The organism is Streptomyces sp. NPDC037100 (genome assembly GCF_055606225.1).
Genome location: NZ_JBVJSX010000024.1, coordinates 1 through 23,189, shown reverse-complemented (window position 1 = coordinate 23,189; position 23,189 = coordinate 1). Strand labels below are relative to the sequence as shown.

Below are 23,189 nucleotides of genomic sequence, written 5' to 3'. Positions count from 1 at the left end.
GTCCGAACAACGGGTTCCGGCTGGACAGATCACGCGTTGTCCCGTTTCGCGACGGCTCGGATGCTCGGGTACCGGAGCTGAGCCAAGCCACCAGACCTCGTCGTACGGCCGGGAGACACCATGACCGCACTGTCGCCGCACCTTCGTCAGGCCACGCCCGTCGTGGCCGCCCGGGGCGAGGGCGTCCACCTCTACGGTGAGGACGGCCGCCGCTACCTCGACTTCACCGCCGGTATCGGCGTCACCAGCACCGGGCACTGCCACCCCAAGGTCGTGGCGGCGGCGCAGGAGCAGGTCGGCACGCTCATCCACGGCCAGTACACGACCGTCATGCACCAGCCGCTGCGCCGCCTGGTCGACAAGCTGGGCGAGGTGCTGCCGGCCGGCCTGGACAGCCTGTTCTTCACGAACTCCGGCAGCGAGGCCGTCGAGGCGGCGCTGCGGCTGGCCCGCCAGGCCACCGGCCGGCCGAACGTCATCGTCTGCCACGGCGGCTTCCACGGCCGTACGGTCGCCGCCGCCTCCATGACCACCTCCGGCATCCGCTTCCGGTCCGGGTTCTCGCCGCTGATGAGCGGCGTGGTCGTCACCCCGTTCCCGACCGCCTTCCGGTACGGCTGGGACGAGGAGACCGCCACCCGCTTCGCGCTGAAGGAACTCGACTACACCCTCCAGACGATCTCGTCGCCCGCCGACACGGCAGCGATCATCGTAGAGCCGGTCCTCGGTGAGGGCGGCTACGTCCCCGCGAACCGCGCCTTCCTGGAAGGCCTGCGGGAGCGGGCGGACCGGCACGGCTTCCTGCTGATCCTCGACGAGGTGCAGACCGGCGTCGGCCGCACCGGCCGCTTCTGGGGCCATGACCACTTCGGCGTCACGCCCGACATCCTCGTCACCGCCAAGGGCCTGGCCAGCGGCTTCCCGATCTCCGGCATCGCCGCCTCCGAGGAACTGATGGCGAAGGCCTGGCCGGGCTCGCAGGGCGGCACGTACGGCGCCAACGCCGTCGCCTGCGCCGCCGCCTGCGCGACCCTGGACGTCGTGCGCGACGAGAGGCTCGTCGAGAACGCCGAGGCGATGGGCAAGCGGCTGCGCCAGGGCCTGGAGGCCGTGGCCGACCGGACCCCGGGCATCGGTGATGTCCGCGGCCTCGGCCTCATGCTCGCCACCGAGTTCGTCACCGAGGACGGCAGCCCCGACCCCGAGACCGCCGCCCGCGTCCAGCGTGCCGCGATCGACGAGGGCCTGCTCCTGCTGCTGTGCGGCGCCTGGAACCAGGTCGTCCGGATGATCCCGGCGCTCGTGATCGACGAGACCGGCGTCGACGAGGGCCTCCGGGCCTGGGCGAACGCCGTCGAAGCCGGTACGTCGGGAGCGTCGGAGCGATGACCACCGCCACCCGCGACCTGAAGGGTTTCACGGCCCGAATCGCCGAGCTGGCGCCCGGTCTGCGGGTGGAGACCGGCCCGGGGGCCACCGGCCCCTACGCCTACGACGCGTCCAACTACCGTGTGCCGCCGCGGGCGGTGGCCTTCCCGCGCACCGCCGACGACGTGGTCGCGGTGCTGCGGGCCTGCCGTGAGGCGGGCATCCCGGTCACCGCCCGGGGCGGCGGCACCAGCATGGCAGGCAACGCCGTCGGCCCGGGGGTGGTCCTGGACTTCTCCCGGTACATGAACCGGATCCTGGACATCGACGTCGAGGCGCGCACCGCGCGGGTGGAGGCGGGGGTCGTCCTGGACGCGCTGCGCTCCGCGACCGCGTTGCACGGGCTGGATTTCGGCCCGGATCCGTCCTCGCACAGCCGGTGCACGCTGGGCGGGATGATCGGCAACGACGCGTGCGGGAACCGGTCGGTGCGCGACGGGCGCACCAGCGGGCATGTCGTGGCGCTGGAGATCGTGACGGCCGACGGCGTGCGGGCCGTGGCCGATCACGCAGGGCTGCATCCGGTGGACCCGGCCGATGCCGGGGCGGTCGCCCGACGGGAAGCCGACCTCAAGCGCCTGGTCGGTGAGAACCTGGCGTTGATCCGGACCGAACTGGGCCGCATCCCGCGCCAGGTCTCGGGCTACCAGCTGCAGCATCTGCTGCCGGAGAACGGATTCGATGTGGCCCGTGCACTGGTGGGCTCAGAAGGCACCTGTGCGGTCGTCACCGCCGCGACGGTCCGCCTGGTGGCGACCGCACAGGCATCCACACTCCTCACGCTGGGCTATGAGGATGTGGTCGAGGCGGCCGAGGACGTGCCGGAGATCCTGCGCTTCGCGCCCAGCGCGGTGGAGGGCATGGACGAGGCGATCGTCGCGACCATGCGCGCCCGCCGCGGCCCCGACTCCGTGACCGGTCTGCCGGAGGGGCGGGCGTGGCTGTATGTCGAGCTTGAGGGCGAGGACCAGGCGGCCGTGAACGCCCGGGCCACCGAGCTGCTGGAGGCGCTCAAGGAGCAGGGGCGGCTGACCGCCGGCCGGGTCGTCGAAGCCCCGGGGGAGCGGCGTTCGCTGTGGCGGGTGCGTGAGGACGGGGCCGGACTGGCCGCCCGGCTCGTCGACGGCGGGGAGTCCTGGCCCGGCTGGGAGGACGCGGCCGTCGCCCCCGAGAACCTGGCCGCCTACCTGCGCGACTTCCGCAAGCTGCTCGCCGGTCACGAACTGACCGGTGTGCTGTACGGGCACTTCGGCGCGGGCTGCGTGCATGTGCGGATCGACTTCGACATGGCCACCGACCACGGCCGGACCGTGATGCGCCGCTTCCTCTCCGAGGCCGCCGCGCTGGTCGTCGAGCACGGCGGCACGCTGTCCGGTGAGCACGGCGACGGACGGGCCCGCGGCGAATTGCTTGAGGTGATGTACAGCCACCGCATGATCGCCGCATTCGCCGCCTTCAAGCAGGTCTTCGACCCCGACGGGCTGCTCAACCCCGGCGTGATCGTCGATCCGGCACCGCTGGACGCCGATCTCGCGCTGCGCGAACTTCCCCTCGTGGAAACGACGTTCGGCTTCCCGCACGACGCGGACGGCTTCGCCGGAGCAGTGCGCCGCTGCGTCGGTGTCGGCCGCTGCCGCAGTGACGCGGGTGGGGTGATGTGCCCCAGCTACCGGGCCACCGGCGAGGAGAACGCCTCCACCCGCGGCCGGGCCCGCATGCTCCAGGAAATGGTCCGCGGCGAAACCGTCCAGGACGGATGGCGCTCGACCGAGGTCAAGGACGCCCTCGATCTGTGCCTGTCCTGCAAGGCCTGCTCCAGCGACTGCCCGGTCGGTGTCGACATGGCCACCTACAAGGCCGAGTTCCTCCACCAGCACTACCAAGGCAGGATCCGGCCCCGCTCCCACTACTCCCTGGGCTGGCTGCCCCTGACCTCGGCCCTGGCCGGGTACGCCGCCCGCCCCGTCAACCTGCTGCTGCGCGGCCCGATCGGCACACTGCTGGCCCGGCTGGGCGGGGTGACCACCAAGCGCAGGATCCCCGCCTTCGCCTCCCGCCGCGCCCTGCGCAGGACCCTGCGCGCGGCGAAGCCCTCAGGGCGCGCCAAGGCGATCCTCTTCGTCGACAGCTTCACCCGCGCCTTCCGCCCCCAGGTCGTGGGAGCGGCGAGCCGGGTGCTCGCCGACGCCGGCATTCCCTGCACACCCCAGGACGGCCTGTGCTGCGGACTGACCTGGGTCAGCACCGGCCAACTGGACACGGCCCGCAAGGTCATGGCCCGTACCGTCGCCGCACTCGACAACGGCGACGACCGGCCCGTCGTCGTGGCCGAACCGAGCTGCGCCGCCGCCCTCAAACGCGACGTACCCGAACTTCTCGGCACCGAGGCCGCCCGGCGCGTGGCCGGTCGCGTGCGGACCTTCACCGGGGCACTGACCGACCTCGCCGACCAGGGCTGGACCCCACCGCCCCTCCCCGAGAAGGTCGTGCTGCAGACCCACTGCCACGAGTACGCCACCTTCAAGGGCCGCCGCCCGGCCGACCTGCTGCGCCGCCTGGGCGTACGCGGAGTCGACGAGGCCGAGGGCTGCTGCGGACTGGCCGGCAACTTCGGCTTCGAGGCGGAGCACTACGACACCTCGATGGCCGTCGCCGACCTGGCGCTGAAGCCCCGCCTCGACCGCCTCGACGGACGGCCCGTCGTCGCCGACGGCTTCAGTTGCGCCACCCAGATCGACCACCTCGCGGGCGACCGCGACATCCGCGCCGTGCACCTCGCCGAACTCCTCGACCCCGCCGCCGACCAGCCAGGAGAGACGACATGACCGAGGTTCTGACCCAGTTGTTCATCGGCGGTGCATGGGTGGACGCCGCGGACGGCGCCACCATGCCCGTCGACGATCCCGCGACCGGCGAGATCCTCTGCCACGTCGCCGACGCCGGTCCCAAGGACGCCCGGCTCGCGGAGGAGGCCGCCGTCCAGGCCCAGCAGGACTGGGCCCGTACGGCACCCCGGGCGCGCAGCGAGATCCTGCGCCGTGCCTACGAGCTCGTCCTGGAGCGCACCGACGAGCTCGCCCACCTGATGACGTCCGAGATGGGCAAGCCGCTCGCCGAGGCCAGGGGAGAGGTGGCGTACGCCGCCGAGTTCTTCCGCTGGTTCTCCGAGGAGGCCGTCCGTGTCGACGGTGGCTGCGGCACCCTGCCCGACGGCCGCAACCGCATGCTGCTCTCCCGCCGACCGGTCGGGCCCTGCCTGCTGATCACGCCGTGGAACTTCCCGCTGGCCATGGGGACCCGCAAGATCGGCCCGGCGATCGCGGCCGGCTGCACGATGATCCTCAAACCCGCCCCGCAGACCCCGCTGTCCAGCCTGGCACTGGCCGGGATCCTGAAGGAGGCGGGGCTGCCGGACGGCGTGCTGAACGTCGTCACCACCTCCCGCGCCGGCGAGGTCTGCGAGCCGCTGCTGCGCGGCGGCCGGATCCGCAAGCTGTCCTTCACCGGCTCGACCGCCGTCGGCCGGCTGCTGCTCGCGCAGTGCGCCGACACTGTCGTGCGCGCCTCGATGGAGCTGGGCGGCAACGCACCCTTCATCGTTTTCGACGACGCCGACCTTGATGTGGCCGTGGACGCGGCGATGGTCGCCAAGATGCGCAACATGGGCGAGGCCTGCACGGCGGCGAACCGGTTCTTCGTGCACCGGTCGGTGGCCGACGAGTTCGGGCGGCGGCTCGCCGAGCGGATGGGCGCCCTCGTGGTGGGGCCCGGGACCCGCAACGGCGTGGACGTCGGCCCGCTGATCGACGCCGCCGGACGCGCGAAGGTGGAGGAGCTCGTCGCCGACGCTGTGGAGCGGGGCGCCGAGGTGCTCGTGGGCGGTCGCACGCTGGAAGGGCCCGGCCACTTCTACCCGCCGACCGTGCTGGCCGGCGTCGACCCCGGCAGCCGTCTGATGGACACGGAGATCTTCGGCCCGGTCGCCGCGATCCTCACCTTCGACGACGAGGACGAGGTGCTGCGCCGCGCCAACGACACGCCCTGGGGCCTCGTCGGCTACGTCTTCACCCAGGGACTGGACCGCGGGCTGCGCGTCAGCGAAGGACTGGAGGTGGGCATGGTGGGCCTGAACACCGGTCTCGTCTCCAACCCGGCGGCTCCGTTCGGCGGGGTCAAGCAGTCCGGGCTCGGGCGTGAAGGCGGCCGCGTCGGGATCGACGAGTTCCTGGAGTACCAGTACCTGGCGGTGCCCGTGCGATGACGGCGGGATCCGCGCGGCGACGAGGCGGTCGCGGTGCGTCGGCCCGCCGGCCGGCGCCGGCGCCGCACCGGACGGGCAGTGGGTGGTGCGCCGGAGGCCACCTCCGTCAGGACCGCGTAACCCACCGACTGCCCGTGGGGCGAATCGGGTTGCGCTTCAAGAACCGCGAACCCGAACCGGTTCCCCGCTGCCCGGTCTCGCTCCCGACCCCGCACCCGCCGCATCGCATCGCCCTCGCTCTCAACGGCCGTGCTGGTCCAGCGGCGCAGGGCAGGATCCCGGAACACGTCGACGAGGGCAGCAACGTCCTCCACGCACCACGGGTTCCCCGGCCACGGTGACCGGACGCCGAGTCTGATCGGCCGGCCCCAGGCGTCCTGCGTGCCTGGCAGGGGTTGCACGTCAGCGCTGCTGCTCGCGCTGCTCGGTCGACTGCTGCTTCGACCTTGTCGAGCCTTGCTGTGAACGGTTCGATGACGATCGGAAGCGGTCCATGATCTGGTGTGCGTACTGATCGTCCGGGCCGATGTCCTGGACGACTCGATGGGCCTCTTGGGCCCGCGTCGTCTCGCACAGCAGTCGAACAAGGGCGTACAGGGCACCACGGTCACCGTCTCTGGCGCGGTCGCGCAGCATCGACTCCCTCCCCTGCTCGCGAAGCGATCTGTTGAGTCTCCGACGTGCGTGGACATCCGTCGGAGCGCGCTCTGTGAGTTCCGAGAGCTGTTCCGCACGGGCAAGCAGATCCATGTGCCACAGGTGGGCGTCGTGCTTGTGGGGATCGGTGGAGTAGCACTCGGCGTTGGCGCTCACCAACGCGATAGCCGCATTCCAATCGCGTCGCCGTTCCGCTGCCCGGGCTTGCTCGAACCACTCCACCGGACGAGTATGGCGCAGCGCTGCGCCATACGGATCGCGGGAGTGGTCGCCGACGAACGTCCGCCGGGAGCAGACGCCACCGCCGCCTGCCGGGATCCGCCAAGCGGATGGTGTGCGTCGATCACGATGGTCAGTGGCCCCTGCGCGCATGCGCAGGTGCCCCCAACCGACCACCCGCGCCGTACCGGACCCGGAGCAGGCCGACCCGCCAAGCTCTGCGAGCGGTCCGCCCGGCAGGTCACCGTCAGCCTCCCGGAGCGGCACTACGAGCCGGCCGGACGGCTTCTGGCCCAGGCGCTGGAGGAATCCGAATCGACAGGTGAACCGATTCGTTCGGTTCCGCATCGAAAGGCCCACGGGGGTGGGCATCACGTCGCCCATGACCGGCAAGGTGCGGGAGTCCTCCGGCTCCGTATCGCCGTCACGGTGCTGCGGCCGTCGCCGCACTCGCGATCCTGGCCGCCCCGAGTGTCCCCGAGCCCGCCACCGAGTTCCGGGGAGGCATGAAGGTATGAATGAGTCTTCATGTGTTCCTGTATGGTGGGTGGCCACGTGACCCCGCCAGAAGGACCCCTGATGACCTCCACGCTCGCGCCTCAGCCGGTCGAACGGGCGAAGCCCGCCCGTGCCGGGGCGGTGGCCCGGCGGCGTACCCGTGTCCTCGCGCTCCCCGAGGCGCGCTGGGCCGCCGCGGCCACCGCCCTCTTCCTGCTCGCGCTGCCCTTGCAGCTGACCGGCGCCCCCGCCTGGACCTGGGGAGCCCTGTACGCCCTGTCGTACGTCACGGGTGGCTGGGAGCCGGGCTGGGAGGGGCTCAAGGCGCTGAAGGACCGCACCCTCGACGTGGACCTGCTGATGGTCGTCGCCGCACTGGGCGCGGCCGCGATCGGGCAGGTCATGGACGGTGCTCTGCTCATCGTCATCTTCGCCGCCTCGGGCGCGTTGGAGGCCCTGGCCACGGCCCGCACCGCCGACTCCGTGCGCGGCCTGCTCGACCTGGCCCCCGCCACCGCCACCCGGCTGAGCCCGGACGGCGCCGAACAGGCCGTCCCCGTCGAGGAGCTGGAGGTCGGCGCCACCGTCCTCGTGCGCCCCGGGGAGCGTGTCGGCGCCGACGGCCGGGTGCTGGACGGGGCGAGCGAGGTGGATCAGGCGACCATCACCGGCGAGCCGTTGCCCGTGGCGAAGGAGCCCGGCGACGAGGTCTTCGCCGGCACCCTCAACGGCACCGGCGCGCTGCGGATCCGGGTCGAACGCGACGCGTCCGACTCGGTGATCGCCCGGATCGTCCGCATGGTGCAGGAGGCGTCCGAGACCAAGGCGCCCACGCAGCTGTTCATCGAGAAGGTCGAACAGCGCTACTCGCTGGGCATGGTGGCCGCGACCCTGGCCGTCTTCCTGGTCCCGCTCGCCTTCGGGGCCCAGCTCACCGACGCACTGCTGCGCGCCATGACGTTCATGATCGTGGCCTCTCCGTGCGCGGTCGTGCTGGCCACCATGCCGCCCCTGCTGTCGGCCATCGCCAACGCCGGACGCCACGGCGTGCTGGTGAAGTCGGCCGTGGTGATGGAGCGGCTCGGCCAGGTGGACGCCGTCGCCCTGGACAAGACCGGCACGCTCACCGAGGGCAGCCCCCGTGTCACCGACGTCCGGCCGCTGCCCGGATCCGGTCTGACCGAGGCGGAGTTGCTGGCGCTGGCGGCGGCCGCCGAGCGGCCCAGTGAGCATCCGCTGGCCCGGGCGGTCGTGGACGCGGCCCGCGAGCGCGGTCTCGACCTGCCCGACGCGCGGGACTTCACCTCCGCGCCCGGCGTGGGAGTAACCGCCGTCGTCGGCGGCCGTACGGTCGAGGTCGGCGCACCGGCCAGGCTGGCGGACGACGCCGTCGGCACGGCCGCGGAATGGGAGGAGTCCGGCCGTACCGCCGTCCTGGTCGTCGTCGACGGCACGCCCGCCGGGCTGCTCGGCATCGCCGACCGGCTGCGTCCGGACGCCGCCGCCACCGTCGCCTCCCTCGCCCGGCTCACCGGCGCCGCCCCGGTGCTCCTCACCGGCGACAACCCCCGTGCCGCGGCGCACCTCGCCGCCGAAGCCGGAATCGACGACGTGCGTGCCGGGCTGCTGCCGCAGGACAAGCTGGCGGCCGTCACGGAGATGGAGAGCGCGGGCCGCAAGGTGCTGGTCGTCGGCGACGGTGTCAACGACGCTCCCGCGCTGGCCGCCGCGCACACCGGCATCGCCATGGGCCGGGCCGGCTCCGACCTGGCCCTGGAGACCGCGGACGCCGTCATCGTGCGCGACGAACTCGCCGCGGTTCCCACCACGATCGCCCTGTCCCGCCGCGCCCGCCGCCTCGTCGTGCAGAACCTCGTGATCGCCGGGGTGTTCATCACCGGCCTCGTCGTCTGGGACCTGGCCGGTGACCTGCCGCTCCCGCTGGGCGTCGCGGGCCACGAGGGCTCGACGGTCCTGGTCGGCCTGAACGGGCTGCGGCTGCTGAGGGAGGGCGCCTGGCGGCGGGCCGCCGCCGGGGGAGACGGCTGACGAACGCCGGTCAGCGCACCGGTGGGGGAGCGCTGCTCGCCCGCACCACGAGGTCCACGGGCACGAGGGTGTCGACGCGGGGGCGCTCGCCCGGGCCGTCGATGCGGTCGACGAGGAGCCGCAGCGAACGGGTGCCGATCTCCGCGAAGTCGGTGCGGACGGTGGTCAGCGGCGGCAGGAAGTGGGCGGCCTCGGGGATGTCGTCGTAACCGACGACGCTGACGTCCCCGGGGACGGACCGTCCGGACTCGTGCAGGGCGTGCAGCAGGCCGAGCGCCATCTGGTCGTTGGAGGCGAACACCGCCGTCACCTCCGGGCGCCGGGCCAGCCGACGGCCCAGGTCGTAGCCGGAGCCGGCGCTCCAGTCCCCGACGAGGGGGTCCGGAACGGCGGCACCGGCCGCCCGGAGTGTCGACTGCCAGCTCGTCAGCCGGTGGTCGGCGGAGGTCCAGCCCGTGGGACCCGCGATGTGCCACACGGTGGCGTGGCCGAGGCCGAGGAGATGCTCGGTGGCCTTGCGGGCGCCGGTGCGGGAATCGCCGGTGACCAGGGACGTCTTGTCGTCGAGCGCGTTCTCCAGCACCACCAGGGGGGTGCCCAGATCGGTCGCCTCCGCCAGGGCCCGGCCCACCCAGAGCTGGGGGGCGATCGCGATCACGCCGTCCGCGCCCTCGGCCGACAGCCGGTTCACGGCCTCGACGACCGTGTCGTGGTCGGCGGTGTCGAGGGCGATGGAGCTGACGAGGTAACCGGCTTCCTGGGCCGCCGTGTTGATCGCGGTGAGGATCGAGGCGGGCCCGTACCGCGCGGCGTCGAAGGAGATGACCCCGAGCATCCGGGTCCTGCCGCTGGCCAGGGACCGCGCGCTGCGGCTGGGCCGGTAGCCGAGGGTGCGCATGGCGTCCAGGACCGCCTCACGGGTCGCCGCCCGGACGGCCGGATGGTCGTTGAGCACCCGCGAGACGGTCTGCTTGGAAACCCCGGCCACCCGGGCCACGTCGGCCATCACCGGCCGCGCCCCCGCGAAGCTGCGCCTGCTGCGGCCCTTGGCAGGGCCGTCGGGGTCGCTCGGCGTCATGGCGGATGATTCCTCGATGTCGGCACGGCGGTCCTGAACCCGCCCGTCAGAAGCACAGCATAGGCCGGGCGGTGCCCGTGGGGCCCTCGGCCGGGCCGAACCGTCCGGCGGCGGGCGAGGGCGCGCACAGCATGCCTCACCAGGTGTTCTCCGGACCGAGGTCAGGGGTGTCGGTGAGCCGGGCACGGGTGGCCGTGGTGCCGTGCAGCTCCAGCAGGACGAGCTCATTGGTGCCCGGGTGCAGGACCGGGGCCGGCACGTACAGCGTGCGCTGCGGGCCGCGGTTCCAGTAGCGGCCCAGGTGGAAGCCGTTGATCCAGGCCTGGCCCTTCGACCAGCCGGGCAGGGAGAGGAAGGTGTCGGCGGGGGTGTCGACGTCGAAGGTGCCGCGGTGGAAGGCCGGCACGGTGACCGGCACCTCCTCGGCCGGGGCGAACGGCACCGCGGCCGGGCCCTCCAGCGGCAGCGGACGGCAGTCCCAGCCCGTCAGGTCCGTGCCGTCGAGGGAGACGGGTCCGAGCAGGCCCTTGGGCGCGCCGATGCGGGGGCCGTAGTTGACGCCGCCCATGTTCTCGACGAGCACCTCCAGCGTCGCCCCGGGGCGCGGCACCCGCACGGGCAGCGACTCGTCGTGGCGTTCGCTCTCCAGCACGCCGACGGGCGCGCCGTCGACGAAGACCTGGGCCCGGTCGCCGACCCCGCGGGCGAAGTGCAGCAGGCCGTCGCCGCCGACCGGGAGGGTGGTGCGGTAGAGCGCGTAGCCGGTGCGCTGTCCGAGCTCGTCCATGGTCACGGGCGCGTCCGCGCGCACGGCCGCCGAGAGCGAGCCGGCCAGGGGCAGGAGAGGCGCCCGGCTGCTCAACTCGACCGAGGTGGGCGGAAGTTTGGCACTCGGGGCCGGGGTGGGCGCGTCGGGCACGGTGGCGTGGCGGGCGATGACCTCGCGGAAGGCGTGGTACTTCGGGCCGGGGTCGCCGCACTCGGTGAGTGCGGCGTCGTAGTCGTAGGACGTGACGGTGGGCGTGTAGGCGTGCTTGTGGTTGGCGCCGTTGGTGAAGCCGAAGTTGGTGCCGCCGTGGAACATGTAGATGTTCACCGACGCCCCGGCGGACAGCAGCCGGTCCAGGTCCGCGGCGGCGTCGGCCGCGTCCCGCACGTGGTGGGGGCCGCCCCAGTGGTCGAACCAGCCGATCCAGAACTCGGCGCAGAACAGCGGGCCTTCGGGCCGGTGCTCGCGCAGCCGGGCCAGGGACCGCTCGACGCGGCTGCCGAAGGTACTGGCCGTCAGCACTCCCGGCAGGCTTCCTGCGGCCAGGTGCTCCGGGTCGGCCTGGTCACAGGTGAACAGCAGCTCCTCGACGCCGCGGGAGCGGAAGGCGTCGGCGAGGTGCTTCAGATAGGCGCCGTCGTCGCCGTAGGCCCCGTACTCGTTCTCGACCTGTACGGCGATGACGGGACCGCCCGCCGCCGCCAGGTGCGGGCGGAGCGCGGGCAGCAGCAGGTCGAGGTAGCGGTCGACGGCGCCGGTGAAGCGGGGATCGCCGGTGCGCAGCCGGATGTCCGGGTCGGAGGTCAGCCAGTCGGGCAGACCGCCGCCGTCCCACTCGGCGCAGATGAACGGTCCCGGACGCAGCAGCACCCGCAGCCCCTCGTCCTGCGCGAGCCGGAGGAACCGGGGCAGGTCGAGGAAACCGTCGAGGACGAGGGGGCCCTCGGGGTCGGGCTGGTGGTGGTTCCACGGGATGTACGTCTCCACCGTGTTGAGCCCCATCAGCCGCGCCTTGCGCAGCCGGTCGGACCACAGCCCCGGGTGGACGCGGAAGTAGTGCAGCGCGCCGGAGATGATCCGGAACGGCTCGCCGTGCAGCAGGAATCCGTCGGACGTCGTCGTCAGGGCGGGCATGCGGAGGCTTCCCTTCGGGAGAGGGGGAGTGCGGTCAGCGGGAGCGGGTGGCGCGGATCAGCCAGAGCGTGGCGGACAGGCAGAGCGCCGATACGCCGCAGAGCAGGAGCGGCACGGCGCGGACCCCGGACCACTCGATGGCCTTGCCCAGAGCCGGCCCCGCGGCCACGCCCCCGGCCATGGAGGCCGCGATGACCAGCGCACCGGCCCGCCGGGCCCGCGGGGCGGCCCGGTTCAGCCATGGCAGCCCGGTGGGGAAGATCGGCGCGATGAACAGACCGACACCGGCGTACGCGTAGGGCGCCAGTGCCGGGACGGCCGCGGCCAGCAGACACACCGTCATGCCCGCGCAGGAGACGGTGATGATGGCCTGGGCGGAGAAGCGCAGCGCGAGCGGGGCGACCAGGAAGCGGCCGACGGTCATCATGAGCCAGTACACGGAGGTGGCGGTGGCGGCGACCCCCGCGCCGTAGCCGACGGTCTCCAGATGTGTGGGCTCCCAGCCGCCGACACCGGCCTCGATGCCGACGTGCAGCACGTAGAGGACGACGAAGACGGCGAGCACGGAGCCGAGGCTCCGCCCGAGGACGGCTCCGCCGCCGGCCCGTTCCCCGGCCGCGACGGGCGCCTGGTTCCGCACGCCCCTCAGGCACAGCAGCAACGGCAGAACGGCGAGGGCGAAGACGATAAAGACGGCCGGGTAGTGCTCGGAGCCGACCGCGCCGATCACGGCGGGTCCGAGGATGGCGCCGATGCCGAAGTGCGCGTTGAGGATGTTCAGCATCGCGGTCGAGCGGTGGCCGAAGCCCACGGCGAACAGCTGATTGAGGCCGTAGTCGATGCCGCCGAAGCCGAATCCGGCGAGCAGGGCCGCCGCCAGCGCGGTCGGCCAGTCGGGCGCCAGCGCGAAGCCTGCCGCGCCCACGGCCATCAGCAGATACGAACTGCCGAGGATTCGCCGGTTTCCGACCCGCCCGTAGAGCCGGTCGAACAGCAGCACACCGGCGACTCCACCGACGAAGTGCGCACTGAGCCCGAGCCCCGCGGCGGACGGCGACAGCCCGAACTCCGCACGGAGAGCGGGGATCGCCGGTCCGTACAGCGCCTGCAACGCCCCGATGAGGACGAAGCCGGCACATGAGGCCAGGACCGCGGCCCTGCTGAAGAGCGGGCCGGGCGGTGCGGGGGAGGGAGGGGCAACGCGCTCTTCGATCACGCGGACTCCGAGGGACGGGCCACCGATGGGTGGGCGGAGGGCACTGTCGCGTACGTCTGGATCAGGCGAGTGATGTTACCGGTAACATCCGGTCCGTCAACATCCCCCGGCAGCTCCCGCACCGCCGGAGCCCCACCACAAGATCTCCTCCGCGCTCCCACGAACCCTGAAGATCCACCAGGATTGCCCCGTTCCCGTTCGGGTACGCGAGCAGGACCGTACCCGGGGCGGATCTTGCCCCGGGCAGGCCGCACAACCGCCGCTACCAGGGAATGTGCCATGGAGACACCCGCAAACGACCCCACGCCCACGCCCGCCCAGCGGGCACTGGACGTCCTCGCCGAGAACACCGAGGACGCGGCGGCTCTGGACGCGCTCGCCAACAGCGACGTGCTCATCCCCGTGCCCGACGACGCCAATGACACCGACGCCGCCAACCCCTCGACGGTGGCGCTGCCCGTGCTGGAGCAGCCGGGCGGCGAACCGGTGGTGCCCGTGTTCACCTCCGAGGTGGAGATGGCCGGGCTGCTGCCGTTCGTCTCCCGCTACCGCATGGTGCCGCTCGGTGCCCTCGCCGCCCAGTGGCCGGCCGACGACCTGTCGCTCACCATCGACGGCAGCTCGGAGCACCGGCTGACGCTGACCTCGGAGGGAGTCCGCACCCTGCTGGTCCGTTAGGAGCACTCGTGTCGGCGCCCACGCGGGCGCGGCAGGCTAGAGCGCCTTGCCGGGGTTCAATATGCCCCGGGGGTCGAGAGCCTCCTTGATCCGCCGCTGCACCGCGTGGGCCGCCGGCCCCAGCTCCTCGGCCACCCACTGCCGCTTGAGCACCCCCACGCCGTGCTCCCCGGTCAGCGTGCCGCCGAGTCGCAGCGCCAGCGCGAAGATCTCGCCCGCCGCTTCCCACACCGCGTCCGGCAGCCCCCCGAGTGCGGGGTCGACGACGATGATCGGATGCAGATTGCCGTCCGCGGCGTGCGCGACGGTGAACACCGGTACGTCGTGGCGCGCCGAGATCGCCCGGATCTCCCGGACCGCCTCAGCGAGCCGGGAGCGGGGGACCGCGATGTCCTCGATCAGCGGGCGGCCGAGACGCTCCAGCGACGGCAGCGCGAGCCGGCGCGCCGCCAGCAGCGCCTCTGCCCGCGCCGGATCCTCCGTACGCTCCACCGTCGCCGCCAGGGGCTCCAGCAGCCGGGCGACCGCCGCCGCCTCGCTCGCCGCGCCCGCACCGTCGCACTGCACGAGCAGCAGCGCGGCCCCTCGCTCCCGCAGCGCCGGGTCGACGGCCTGCAGCACCGGCCCGTCGACCAGTTCCGCCAGCGCGGGCTCCACGCCGGCCCGAGTGATCGCGTACGACGCCTCGGCCGCCGCCTCGAAGGTGGCGAAGTACGCCGCGAGCGTCGCCGTCGCCACCGGCACCGGCCGCAGTCGCAGCGTCGCCGAGGTGATCACGGCGAGCGTGCCCTCCGAACCCGTGAGCAGCGCCGTCAGGTCGTAGCCCGTGACACCCTTGACGGTACGGCGGCCCGTGCGCACCACGGTGCCGTCCGCAAGGACCGCCTCCAGGCCCAGCACGCTGTCCCGGGTCACCCCGTACTTCGCGCAGCGCAGCCCGCCCGCGTTGGTGGCGATGTTCCCGCCGATGGTCGACCACGCCGCGCTCGCCGGGTCCGGCGCGTAGCGCAGACCGTGCTCTCCGGCCGCCCGGTCCAGTTCGTCGGTGATCACCCCGGGCTCCACGACGGCCAGTTGGTCGTCCGCCGAGAGCTCGAGGATCCGGTTCATCCCGGACAGGTCCAGGACCAGCGAGCCCTCACCGGCCGCCGCCCCGCCCGACAGGCCGGTCCCGGAACCCCGTGGTACCACCGAGACGCCCAGCTCGTGCGCGTGCCGGAGGGCGACGACGACGTCCTCGGCGCGCCGGGCCCGTACGACGGCCAGCGGCTCCCCGTCCGGGCGGGTGCCGGAGCGGTCGGTGGCGTGCGCGGTGACCGTGCCCGGGTCGGTGAGCAGCCGGTCGGGCGGCAGGTCACGGGCGAGCAGCCCGAGCAGACGCGCGGACACGGTCGTTTCCGGTGCCACTGTCATGGGTTCAGTGCTTTCGTTCCGAGGGCGAGCAGGGCGATGTCCTCCTGGGGCGCGTGGACCGGGGCGCACTGGATGTCGCGGAAGTGCCGCTCCAGCGGATTGCCGCGGGCCAGCCCCGGATTGCCGAGCAACCGCACGGCCAGCTCCACGGCCCGCACACCGTGCCGGTCGGCCAGGACCCGCGCGCCGAGGGCCTGTTCGGGGGTGTAGGCGGGGTGGACGGTGTCCACCCGGGCGGCGCCGTCGAACACGAGCTGCTCGGCGGTGGCGAGCAGTACCTCGATCTCCCCGGCGGTCCGCCGGAAGCGCTCCGTGCGAGCCACCGGATGACCGAGGTTGGCAGGCACGCGTGCGTGGGCGAAGGTGTGGAAGAAGGACTGGGAGGCACGGGCCACTCCCAGGTACAGGGCGGCGAGCGGGAGCTGCAGGTTCGCCCCCGCACGGTTGTCCTGCTCGGCGTCCGGCCCGTACGGGCCGAGCCCTATGACGTGCTCGTACGGGACCTCGATGTCCCGGAACGTCACGTCGTGGCTGCCGCTGGCCCGCAGACCCAGCTGGTCCCAGCGGCCGGTGATCTCGACGCCGGGCGAGCCGCCGGGCACCAGGAACGTGCCCACGCGCGGCTCCGGTTCGTCGGTGGTCGCCCACACCAGCAACCAGTCGAGCCCCTCGGCGCCCGTGACGAACCGCTTGGTGCCGCTGACCGCCCAGCCGCCGGCGGTGCGCCGGGCCCGGGTGGCGGGCAGCCCGCCCCGCGCGGGAGAGCCCAGATCGGGCTCCACACGCGCGTGGTTGAGGAGGACCGGCCGCTCGAACGACTCCTTCACCACGCGTGCGTACAGCTCCTCGGGCCAGTGCGGTGCCGCCGCCTGGCGGGCGTGGCTGGTGAGCGTCATCGCCGCGATCAGGGCGACGGACGGGTCCGCCCGCCCCAGTCGGTGCAGGATCCGCGCGGTCTCCTCGACTCCGGCTCCCTGACCACCGTACGGTCGGCCGATCGTGGCGGTGAGCAGCCCGGCCTCGTGGGCGACCCGGAGGGACTCGGCGGGGAAGGCGGCCGACCGGTCGTGCTCGGCGGCCAGTTCGGCGATGCGCTCGGTCACAGGGCCTTCTTCAGGTCGGCGTCGAGCGCGGTGGTCCAGAAGGACTTCACGTCCAGGTGCTCCTTGAGTGCCCCGAGTTCGGTGAAGGCGTCGGCGACCTTCTGCTGGGAGGCGATGGTGTCGTCGCCGACCGGGCGGGCTCGCGTCGGGCGCTGCTTCTGGGCGTCGACGAGGTCCTTCCTCGCCTGGGCCAGGGGCTGGTGGGTGGCGTCGGCGGTGATCTTCGCGAAGCCCTCCTCACGGCCGTCGCGGACGTAGGCGTACGCCTTGGTGATCCGGGCGATCAGATCGGCCGCCGCGGCCCGCCGCGCCGGGCTCTCCAGCACGTTGTCGCGTGCCGACCACAGGAAGTTGCCCGACAGGATGTCCTTGCCCGAGCCGATCGTGCGGGCGCCCTGCTGGTGGGCGGTGATGATCGACGTGCCGTAGGAGGCGAGGGCGTCGATGCTGCCGCCGTTCAGGGCCGCGAGCCCGTCGTTGGGCAGCAGTGGCTTGGCGTCGACGTCGGACCACTTCAGGCCCGCCCGCTTCAGCAGCGCGTAGAGGAAGTAATGGGCGGTGGTGTTCTGGACGTAGCCGACCTTCTTGCCCTTCAGCGCCGCGATGCCGGTGACCTTCGAGCCCTTGGGCACGACGACCTCCTGGTTGAGCGTCGCCCCGCGCTGGACGGCGACGACCCTGAAGTTCGGGGCGCCGTCCGCGGCGGCGAAGACGGGCGGGATCTCACTGGACGAGGCGAGGTCCAGGGCACCGGCCCGGACGGCCTGCAACTGCTGCTCACCGCCCTGGAACTGGCTCCACCTCACCTTGTAGGGGGTGTCGTCGAGATGGGCGTACTTCAGGACCGCCTCCTCGGTCTTCCAGCCAGTGGCGCCGACGGTGAGGGTCACGGAGGACGGGTCGGACGGGGACTCGGCCCGGGCCGGGCCGCCGCAGGCGGCCGTGAAGGGCAGGAGCAGGACGAGGGCAGCGGCGGACGTACGCAAGATGTGCCGGAACAACACGGGCTCTCCGTCAGGCGGCTTGGGTGCTGGCGCGGTGGGCGAGTTCCTGGCGGACCAGGGGCAGGACGTGGCGGGCGTAGTCGATGGCGTCGTTCAGCGGGTCGTAGCCACGGATCGACAGCAGGTCGCAGCCGATGTCGACGTAGTCCAGCAGCGCCTTCGCGACCGTCTCGGGCGAGCCGACCAGGGCCGTCGACGCGCCGGCCGCGTTGGTGGCGGCCGCCGGGGCCGTCCACAGGCAGCGGTCGTGCACCTCGCCGCGCTCGGCGATGTCCAGCAGCCGCTGCGAACCCACGTTGGCCGGACGGCCGGTCGTGCGGTAGTGCCGCAGCAGCTCGGTGTTGCGTGCCTGGTCCTTGAGTACACCCAGCGTGCGGTGCGCCTTCTCCCAGGCCAGTTCGTCGGTGGGCGCGATGATCGGTCGGAACGACACCCAGATGCGTGGGTCGGGGCGCCCGGCGGCCGCCGCCACCTTGTTGACGGCCGCGATCTGCTCGGCCGTCTCCTTCAGTGGCTCGCCCCACAGCCCGAAGATGTCGCCCTGCTGTCCGCCGACCCGGTACGCGTCCTGCGAGGATCCGCCCACCGAGATCGGCACCAGCCCGTTCACCGGCTTTACATCCGAGTGGTAGCCCTCGAATGTGAAGTACGTGCCCTCGTGGGAGACGGGCCCGTCCGCCTGCCACACCTTCCGCAGGATCCGGATGTACTCGTCGGACCGCTCGTAGCGTTCCGCCTTCCCCAGGTAGTCGCCCTCCCGGCGCTGCTCCTCGTCGCTGCCGCCGGAGATGATGTGCACGGTCAGCCGGCCGTCGCTGATCCGGTCCAGGGTGGCCAGTGCCCGGGCGGCGTGGGTCGGGAAGATCACGCCCGGCCGGTGGGCCAGGATCGGGCGGATCCGCTCGGTGTGGGTGGCGACGAACTGGGCGATCTGGAAGGCGTCCGGCGAAGCCGAGTGGTAGGCCACCAGGGTGTGGTCGAAACCGCCGTCGTCCAGGGCACGGGCGTACGTGCGCAGGTGGTCGACGTCGAGCCCGGTTCGGCTCGCGGCGGCCGGCCCCGAGGCGCCGGCGTCCGTGTGGACGGCGCTGATGAATTCGACAGGCATGTGAGGCTCCTGATCAGTCGAGAAGGGAGGGGTCGGCCGACTCGGCCACGTCGACGTTCGGGTCGAGGATGCCGATGCCGTGCATGAGGTCGGCCACGCCCTGGACGGTGCGGTTCACGTTGCCGGTGACGGGCAGCACCTTGCTGTAGCCGGCGGAGGCCAGTGTCTTCGCCACGGCGGGATCGGCGCCGTTACGGGTCTGGATGGCCTTGGCGTAGGCCTCCTGGTGGGAGCTCGTCCACTCCAGGGCCGTGCCGAGGCGCTTGAGGAAGTCGGCGAGCGCGGCCTTCTTGGACGAGTCGCCGAGGGCCTTCTCACTGGCGTTGACGAAGCCGATGCCGCTGACCCGGCCGTCCCCGCTGTCGACGAGGAGGCGCCCGCCCTGCTTCAGCCCGATGGCCTGGTAGACACCGAAGGTCGCCCAGACCTTGACCTTCCCGGAGGCGAACGCGGCCTGAGCGTCGGTCGGCAGCAGGTACTGGACCTCGACGTCCTTGTAGTCGAGCCCGTTCTGCTTCAGCACGTTGGCCAGCAGGTACTCGGAGACGCTGCCTTTGGCGGACGACACCACGACCTTCTGCCCCTTGAGGTCCTTCACGCGGTCGATGCCCGAGCCCTTGCGCACGATGAGTCCGACATGCCGGCCGTCGTTCTTCAGCGCGGCCACGTTCTTCACCTTCACCCCGCCGCTGAGCGCCTGGAGCGCCGGCAGGTCCGCGGAGTACCCGGTGTCGGCGGCCCCCGCCTGCACGGCCTGGTAGAGCGGGGCCGCGCCCTCGAACTCGGCCCACTTCACCTTGTACTTGGCGCCCTTCAGGGCATCGGACGCGGCGACCATCGTCTGGAGCGTCCCGGCCTGGTCGCCGATGGTGAGGGTGGTCTGCTGCGGTGAGGAGGCGTCGGCGGATGAGTTCCCGCCGCATGCGGTCAGCGCCAGCAGGGTGGTCATGCTCAGCGCGGCGGCTGCGGTACGGCGGTTCACGACGGGATTCCTTCCAGGGTGCGGTTCACGCCCAGCCAGTTCAGGAGGCGGGCGCGCAGGGACACGAATTCCGGGGCGGTGAGATCCCGGGGCCGCGGCAGGTCCACGCTCAGCTCGTGGGCGATCCGGCCCTCGTCCATCACCAGGACCCGGTCGGCGAGCAGCAGCGCCTCCTCCACGTCATGGGTGACCAGGAGGATCGCGCAGCCGTGCCGCTGCCACAGCTCGGCCACGAGCTGCTGCACCCTGCCCCGGGTCAGCGCGTCCAGGGCGCCGAACGGCTCGTCCAGTAGCAGCAGTTCGGGCTCGCGGACCAGAGCCCGGGCCAGCGAGACGCGCTGCGCCTGGCCGCCGGAGAGCGTCTTGGGCCAGAGGGTCGCGCGGTCCGCGATGCCGACCTCGTCGAGAGCCTTGAGCGCCAGAGCCCTGTCGGGGCGGCCGGGCAGGCCAAGGACCACGTTGCGCCAGACCTTCAGCCAGGGCAGCAGCCGCGGCGACTGGAAGGCGGCACTGCGGCGTGCGGGCACGGTGACCTCACCGCCGATCTCCTCGTCGAGCCCGGCCAGGATCCTCAGCAGCGTCGACTTGCCGCAGCCACTGTGACCGAGCAGGGCCACGAACTCGCCCTCCCGGATGTCGAGATCGAGACCGTGCAGGACGGTGTTGCCGTCGAAGGACCGCGAAAGCCCCCTGGTCTCCACACTGTTGGCCATGTCCTACGCCTCGCCCTCGAAGTTGGCGCGCCAGGTCAGCAGCCGGCGCGAAAGGATCCGTACGGCGAAGTCGCAGGCGAGCCCCAGCAGCGCGTACACGACGAGGCAGAGCACGATGACGTCCGTGCGGAAGTACTGCTGGGCGTTGCTCATCAGATAGCCGAGGCCCGCGTCCGCGTTGACCTGCTCGGCGAAGACCAGCGCCAGCCAGGCCGTGGACAGCGCGTACCGGAGCCCCACGAGGGCACCGGGCAGCGCGCTCGGCAGGATCACGTACGTGATCAGCCCGAGCTTGCCCAGCCCCATCATGCGCGCCGCCTCCACGAGCTGGGAGTCGGTGGAGCGGATGCCGCCGTAGATGTTGAAGTACAGCGGGTACGTCACACCGAGGGCGACGAGCGCGATCTTCGGGGTCTCCTCGATGCCGAACCAGACGATGAACAGGGGGATCAGACCCACCCACGGGATGGCCCGGAACATGCCCATCGAGGAGTCGATCACGTCCTCGCCGAGCCGGAACAACCCGGCCAGCAGGGACAGGCTCAGCGCGACGGACGCGCCGATCAGGAAGCCGACGGCGGCCCGACGGCCCGACGCGGCGACAGCGGCGGGGAGTTCACCGTTGCGCGTGAGTTCCACGGCCTGGTTCACGACGTCGACGGGCGAGGCCAGCACGGTCTCGGGGAGGACGCCGGTGGCCGAGGACAGGCACCACAGCAGGACCAGGCCGACCGGGCCCGCGGAACGGCGTACGGAACGGGGGACCATGTAGCGGCGGCCGGACTTGGCGGTGCCGCGCAGGGTGACACGGGTGGTGGCGGGCGGGCCGGGGTCGGCGGTCTGCTCGGGCAGCACCGCCGTGGCCGGTGATCGGGTCGTCATGGCGGGTTCCTTCGTCAGGACGGGAGCGGGCCGGTCACGGCCCGGCGGGCGGGGTCGGCGGACCAGGCGGACCAGGAGCCGGGGAAGAGCACCGCGTCGAAACCGGCGATCTCCAGGGCGGCGATCTGGTGCGCCGCGGTGACCCCGGAGCCGCAGTACACGCCGATGCGCGTGGCCCTGGCCGCTCCCTTCTCCTCGAACCGCTCGCGCAGCACCTCCGGCGCCAGGAAGGTGCCGTCGGCCGCGAGGTTCTCCCTGGTGGGCGCGGACACGGCTCCCGGGATGTGTCCGGGGCGTGGATCCACCGGTTCCACTTCGCCGCGGTAACGCTCGGCCGCCCGGGCGTCCAGCAGCAGGCCCGCGGAGGCGAGTTCGGCGGCACCGTCGGCGCCGGTGACGGGCAGCCGGCCCTCGGCCAAGGCGACGTCACCGGGTTCCGATGCCCAAGGCCAACCCCTCTCCAGCGGCAGTCCGGCTGCCCGCCAGGCGCCCAGCGCCCCGTCGAGGAGTGTCACGCGCGTCAGCCCCGCGTACCGCAGCAGCCACCACGCGCGTGCCGCCGCCGTGTTCCCGAGGTCGTCGTACACCACCACGGGCCGGTTCCGGCCGATGCCCCAGCGGCGGGCCGCCGCCTCCAGCCCGGCCAGGTCCGGCAGCGGGTGACGTCCGCCCTCCGGGCTCGCCGGCGCGGCCAGCTCGGTCTCCAGGTCGACGTACACCGCGCCCGGGATGTGGCCCTCGGCGTAGTGCTCACGCCCGTACGGGTCGCCCAGCGCCCAGCGGACGTCGAGCACCACGGGCGGCCGCTCGGAGGCCAGTTGCTCGCGCAGTTCGGGAACGCTCGTCGTCACGGTCATGCGAGGCCCTCCGCGATCAGGGGGAGTTCGGGGGACAGGCGCAGCCGTTCCAGGAACAGCACGACGGTGGCCGCCGCGGTGCGGTGCAGGGCGTCGTTGAGGACGTCGTGCCGCCCGCCGAGGAAGGTCACCAGCTCCACGGGGAGGTCGGAGTAGGCCGACCTCGCCTCGGCGAGCGGACTCACCACGTCATCCGCGCCGTGCAGCGCCAGCACCGGGACCCGCACCCGGTCCAGGCCCGGCTCGGACAGGTCCGGGGTGACATCCAGCGCCCCGCGCCGGAACTCCGGGTCGCCGGCGAGGCGCCCCTGGTGCGTGGGGCAGGCCGTGCGGGCCTCGGTCTCGTCCTCCCAACTCCCCGCCGTCCAGGTACCGGTGGGCAGACCCGCCAAAATCAGGGCGTCGACGCCGGGGGTCCGGTCGGCGGCCAGTCTTACGGCGTGGCGGGCGCCGGTGTCCGAGCCCACCAGCACCTTCGGTCCGGGCAGGGACTCGTCGGCGAGCAGTTCGGCGGCCGTGTCGAGCACGCCCGGGTCGGCGGACGGGTCGCCGAGGGCACGGACGCGGTAGGCGTCGAAGGCGAGCCGGCGGCCGAACCGCTCGTACACGCCCGCGTGTTCACCACGTCCGGCCAGCACGATCAGGGTGCCGCGCGGGGCGAGGCCTTCGGGTTCGTCCCATGAGCGGAGGGAAGAGGACATGAGGGGGTGACTCCCGTGTCGGGGCAGGGGGATCCAAGGCAGGACCGGGCAGGGCAGGGGAAGCCGACTGTCACGTGTCAGTGCGGAAAGACGTGATCAGCTCAGGTGGTGGAGCGGGGAAACACCGCGGCAGGTCAGCGACAACGCGCGCTGCACGCCACGCCGAAGTCGATGACTCGGCGCTGCGTCAGAAAGGCAGCGGAAGCGGTGGCGTGCGGCATGCCCTCATCATGACCGGTCGTGATGGGCGCCGTCCAACGACGATTCCTCATCGGAACCGATCAGAAATCGCGATCGATCGCTCAAGCGGATACGGTCGCCGCATGCACCGACCCGTCCTCGACCTAGGTTCTGTCTCTTTGGTCAGCGTCGTGCCCAGATGAGGATGGCGGCGAGGTGAAGTGCGGCCTGGTAGGCGATGGCGAGTTTGTCGGTTCGT

At 72.5% G+C, this 23,189-nt stretch carries 18 protein-coding genes; 5 read left to right on the top strand and 13 right to left on the bottom strand.

Annotated elements, in window-relative coordinates; genetic code table 11:
• Positions 1-120 precede the first annotated feature (120 nt).
• The 3 genes from ACZ7EG_RS39405 to ACZ7EG_RS39395 are packed head-to-tail and all read left to right on the top strand — an operon-like array spanning position 121 to position 5,689.
• The gene (locus ACZ7EG_RS39405) at positions 121-1,389 is read left to right on the top strand and encodes an aspartate aminotransferase family protein (protein WP_471089651.1); all 1,269 of its coding nucleotides are present in this window, start codon (positions 121-123) and stop codon (positions 1,387-1,389) included.
• Positions 1,386-4,253 (top strand): FAD-binding and (Fe-S)-binding domain-containing protein, encoded by a 2,868-nt coding sequence (locus ACZ7EG_RS39400; protein ID WP_471089648.1) that lies wholly within the window; start codon positions 1,386-1,388, stop codon positions 4,251-4,253. The genes ACZ7EG_RS39405 and ACZ7EG_RS39400 overlap by 4 nt, the downstream gene beginning before the upstream one ends.
• Entirely contained in the window at positions 4,250-5,689 is a 1,440-nt protein-coding gene (locus ACZ7EG_RS39395; RefSeq protein WP_471089645.1) for an NAD-dependent succinate-semialdehyde dehydrogenase, read from the top strand. Before ACZ7EG_RS39400 ends, ACZ7EG_RS39395 begins: the two co-directional genes overlap by 4 nt.
• Positions 5,690-6,091: 402 nt before the next feature.
• Here the strand turns inward: ACZ7EG_RS39395 and ACZ7EG_RS39390 are convergent, their stop codons facing one another.
• On the bottom strand, positions 6,092-6,568 hold the full coding sequence (locus ACZ7EG_RS39390) for a hypothetical protein (RefSeq protein WP_471089642.1): 477 nt from the start codon (positions 6,566-6,568) through the stop codon (positions 6,092-6,094).
• A gap of 576 nt (positions 6,569-7,144) precedes the next feature.
• Between ACZ7EG_RS39390 and ACZ7EG_RS39385 the strand changes: the two genes are divergently transcribed.
• Positions 7,145-9,112 (top strand): heavy metal translocating P-type ATPase, encoded by a 1,968-nt coding sequence (locus ACZ7EG_RS39385; RefSeq protein WP_471089639.1) that lies wholly within the window; start codon positions 7,145-7,147, stop codon positions 9,110-9,112.
• 10 nt (positions 9,113-9,122) lie between these two features.
• On the opposite strand, the gene ACZ7EG_RS39380 is transcribed toward ACZ7EG_RS39385, so the two are convergent.
• The 3 genes from ACZ7EG_RS39380 to ACZ7EG_RS39370 form a co-directional block, all read right to left on the bottom strand.
• Complete coding sequence (locus ACZ7EG_RS39380; protein ID WP_471089637.1) at positions 9,123-10,190, bottom strand: LacI family DNA-binding transcriptional regulator; 1,068 nt, start codon at positions 10,188-10,190, stop codon at positions 9,123-9,125.
• Positions 10,191-10,326: 136 nt separating this feature from the next.
• Entirely contained in the window at positions 10,327-12,093 is a 1,767-nt protein-coding gene (locus ACZ7EG_RS39375; RefSeq protein WP_471089634.1) for a beta-galactosidase, read from the bottom strand.
• Positions 12,094-12,127: 34 nt separating this feature from the next.
• Positions 12,128-13,309, bottom strand: a complete 1,182-nt coding sequence (locus ACZ7EG_RS39370; RefSeq protein WP_471089631.1) for an MFS transporter — start codon at positions 13,307-13,309, stop codon at positions 12,128-12,130.
• Between the two features lie 279 nt (positions 13,310-13,588).
• Here ACZ7EG_RS39370 and ACZ7EG_RS39365 point away from each other — a divergent pair, with 279 nt between their 5' ends.
• On the top strand, positions 13,589-13,987 hold the full coding sequence (locus tag ACZ7EG_RS39365; RefSeq protein WP_471089628.1) for an SseB family protein: 399 nt from the start codon (positions 13,589-13,591) through the stop codon (positions 13,985-13,987).
• Positions 13,988-14,023: 36 nt separating this feature from the next.
• Here the strand turns inward: ACZ7EG_RS39365 and ACZ7EG_RS39360 are convergent, their stop codons facing one another.
• The 9 genes from ACZ7EG_RS39360 to ACZ7EG_RS39320 are packed head-to-tail and all read right to left on the bottom strand — an operon-like array spanning position 14,024 to position 22,750.
• Positions 14,024-15,400 (bottom strand): FAD-binding oxidoreductase, encoded by a 1,377-nt coding sequence (locus ACZ7EG_RS39360; protein WP_471089625.1) that lies wholly within the window; start codon positions 15,398-15,400, stop codon positions 14,024-14,026.
• The gene (locus ACZ7EG_RS39355) at positions 15,397-16,503 is read right to left on the bottom strand and encodes an acyl-CoA dehydrogenase family protein (protein ID WP_471089622.1); all 1,107 of its coding nucleotides are present in this window, start codon (positions 16,501-16,503) and stop codon (positions 15,397-15,399) included. The genes ACZ7EG_RS39360 and ACZ7EG_RS39355 overlap by 4 nt, the downstream gene beginning before the upstream one ends.
• Positions 16,500-17,507, bottom strand: coding sequence for an ABC transporter substrate-binding protein (locus tag ACZ7EG_RS39350; RefSeq protein WP_471089619.1), 1,008 nt, complete (start codon positions 17,505-17,507; stop codon positions 16,500-16,502). Before ACZ7EG_RS39350 ends, ACZ7EG_RS39355 begins: the two co-directional genes overlap by 4 nt.
• Positions 17,508-17,517: 10 nt before the next feature.
• On the bottom strand, positions 17,518-18,615 hold the full coding sequence (locus ACZ7EG_RS39345; protein WP_471089617.1) for an LLM class flavin-dependent oxidoreductase: 1,098 nt from the start codon (positions 18,613-18,615) through the stop codon (positions 17,518-17,520).
• A 13-nt stretch (positions 18,616-18,628) separates the two neighbouring features.
• Positions 18,629-19,597 carry an ABC transporter substrate-binding protein gene (locus tag ACZ7EG_RS39340; RefSeq protein ID WP_471089614.1) on the bottom strand — a complete coding sequence of 323 codons (969 nt, stop codon included), beginning with the start codon at positions 19,595-19,597 and terminating at the stop codon, positions 18,629-18,631.
• Complete coding sequence (locus tag ACZ7EG_RS39335; RefSeq protein WP_471089611.1) at positions 19,594-20,310, bottom strand: ABC transporter ATP-binding protein; 717 nt, start codon at positions 20,308-20,310, stop codon at positions 19,594-19,596. Before ACZ7EG_RS39335 ends, ACZ7EG_RS39340 begins: the two co-directional genes overlap by 4 nt.
• A 3-nt stretch (positions 20,311-20,313) precedes the next feature.
• On the bottom strand, positions 20,314-21,192 hold the full coding sequence (locus tag ACZ7EG_RS39330) for an ABC transporter permease (protein WP_471089608.1): 879 nt from the start codon (positions 21,190-21,192) through the stop codon (positions 20,314-20,316).
• A 14-nt stretch (positions 21,193-21,206) separates the two neighbouring features.
• The gene (locus ACZ7EG_RS39325) at positions 21,207-22,049 is read right to left on the bottom strand and encodes a sulfurtransferase (RefSeq protein ID WP_471089605.1); all 843 of its coding nucleotides are present in this window, start codon (positions 22,047-22,049) and stop codon (positions 21,207-21,209) included.
• Entirely contained in the window at positions 22,046-22,750 is a 705-nt protein-coding gene (locus tag ACZ7EG_RS39320) for an alpha/beta hydrolase (protein WP_471089603.1), read from the bottom strand. The genes ACZ7EG_RS39325 and ACZ7EG_RS39320 overlap by 4 nt, the downstream gene beginning before the upstream one ends.
• Between the last annotated feature and the right edge of the window lie 439 nt (positions 22,751-23,189).

What these genes read in the sequence shown, in the direction of transcription:
- ACZ7EG_RS39405 (WP_471089651.1), top strand. Translation starts at nt 121, where the DNA reads ATGACCGCACTGTCGCCGCACCTTCGTCAGGCCACGCCCGTCGTGGCC.
- ACZ7EG_RS39400 (WP_471089648.1), top strand. Translation starts at nt 1,386, where the DNA reads ATGACCACCGCCACCCGCGACCTGAAGGGTTTCACGGCCCGAATCGCC.
- ACZ7EG_RS39395 (WP_471089645.1), top strand. Translation starts at nt 4,250, where the DNA reads ATGACCGAGGTTCTGACCCAGTTGTTCATCGGCGGTGCATGGGTGGAC.
- ACZ7EG_RS39385 (WP_471089639.1), top strand. Translation starts at nt 7,145, where the DNA reads ATGACCTCCACGCTCGCGCCTCAGCCGGTCGAACGGGCGAAGCCCGCC.
- ACZ7EG_RS39380 (WP_471089637.1), bottom strand. Translation starts at nt 10,190, where the DNA reads ATGACGCCGAGCGACCCCGACGGCCCTGCCAAGGGCCGCAGCAGGCGC.
- ACZ7EG_RS39375 (WP_471089634.1), bottom strand. Translation starts at nt 12,093, where the DNA reads ATGCCCGCCCTGACGACGACGTCCGACGGATTCCTGCTGCACGGCGAG.
- ACZ7EG_RS39365 (WP_471089628.1), top strand. Translation starts at nt 13,589, where the DNA reads ATGGAGACACCCGCAAACGACCCCACGCCCACGCCCGCCCAGCGGGCA.
- ACZ7EG_RS39360 (WP_471089625.1), bottom strand. Translation starts at nt 15,400, where the DNA reads ATGACAGTGGCACCGGAAACGACCGTGTCCGCGCGTCTGCTCGGGCTG.
- ACZ7EG_RS39345 (WP_471089617.1), bottom strand. Translation starts at nt 18,615, where the DNA reads ATGCCTGTCGAATTCATCAGCGCCGTCCACACGGACGCCGGCGCCTCG.
- ACZ7EG_RS39335 (WP_471089611.1), bottom strand. Translation starts at nt 20,310, where the DNA reads ATGGCCAACAGTGTGGAGACCAGGGGGCTTTCGCGGTCCTTCGACGGC.
- ACZ7EG_RS39330 (WP_471089608.1), bottom strand. Translation starts at nt 21,192, where the DNA reads ATGACGACCCGATCACCGGCCACGGCGGTGCTGCCCGAGCAGACCGCC.
- ACZ7EG_RS39325 (WP_471089605.1), bottom strand. Translation starts at nt 22,049, where the DNA reads ATGACCGTGACGACGAGCGTTCCCGAACTGCGCGAGCAACTGGCCTCC.
- ACZ7EG_RS39320 (WP_471089603.1), bottom strand. Translation starts at nt 22,750, where the DNA reads ATGTCCTCTTCCCTCCGCTCATGGGACGAACCCGAAGGCCTCGCCCCG.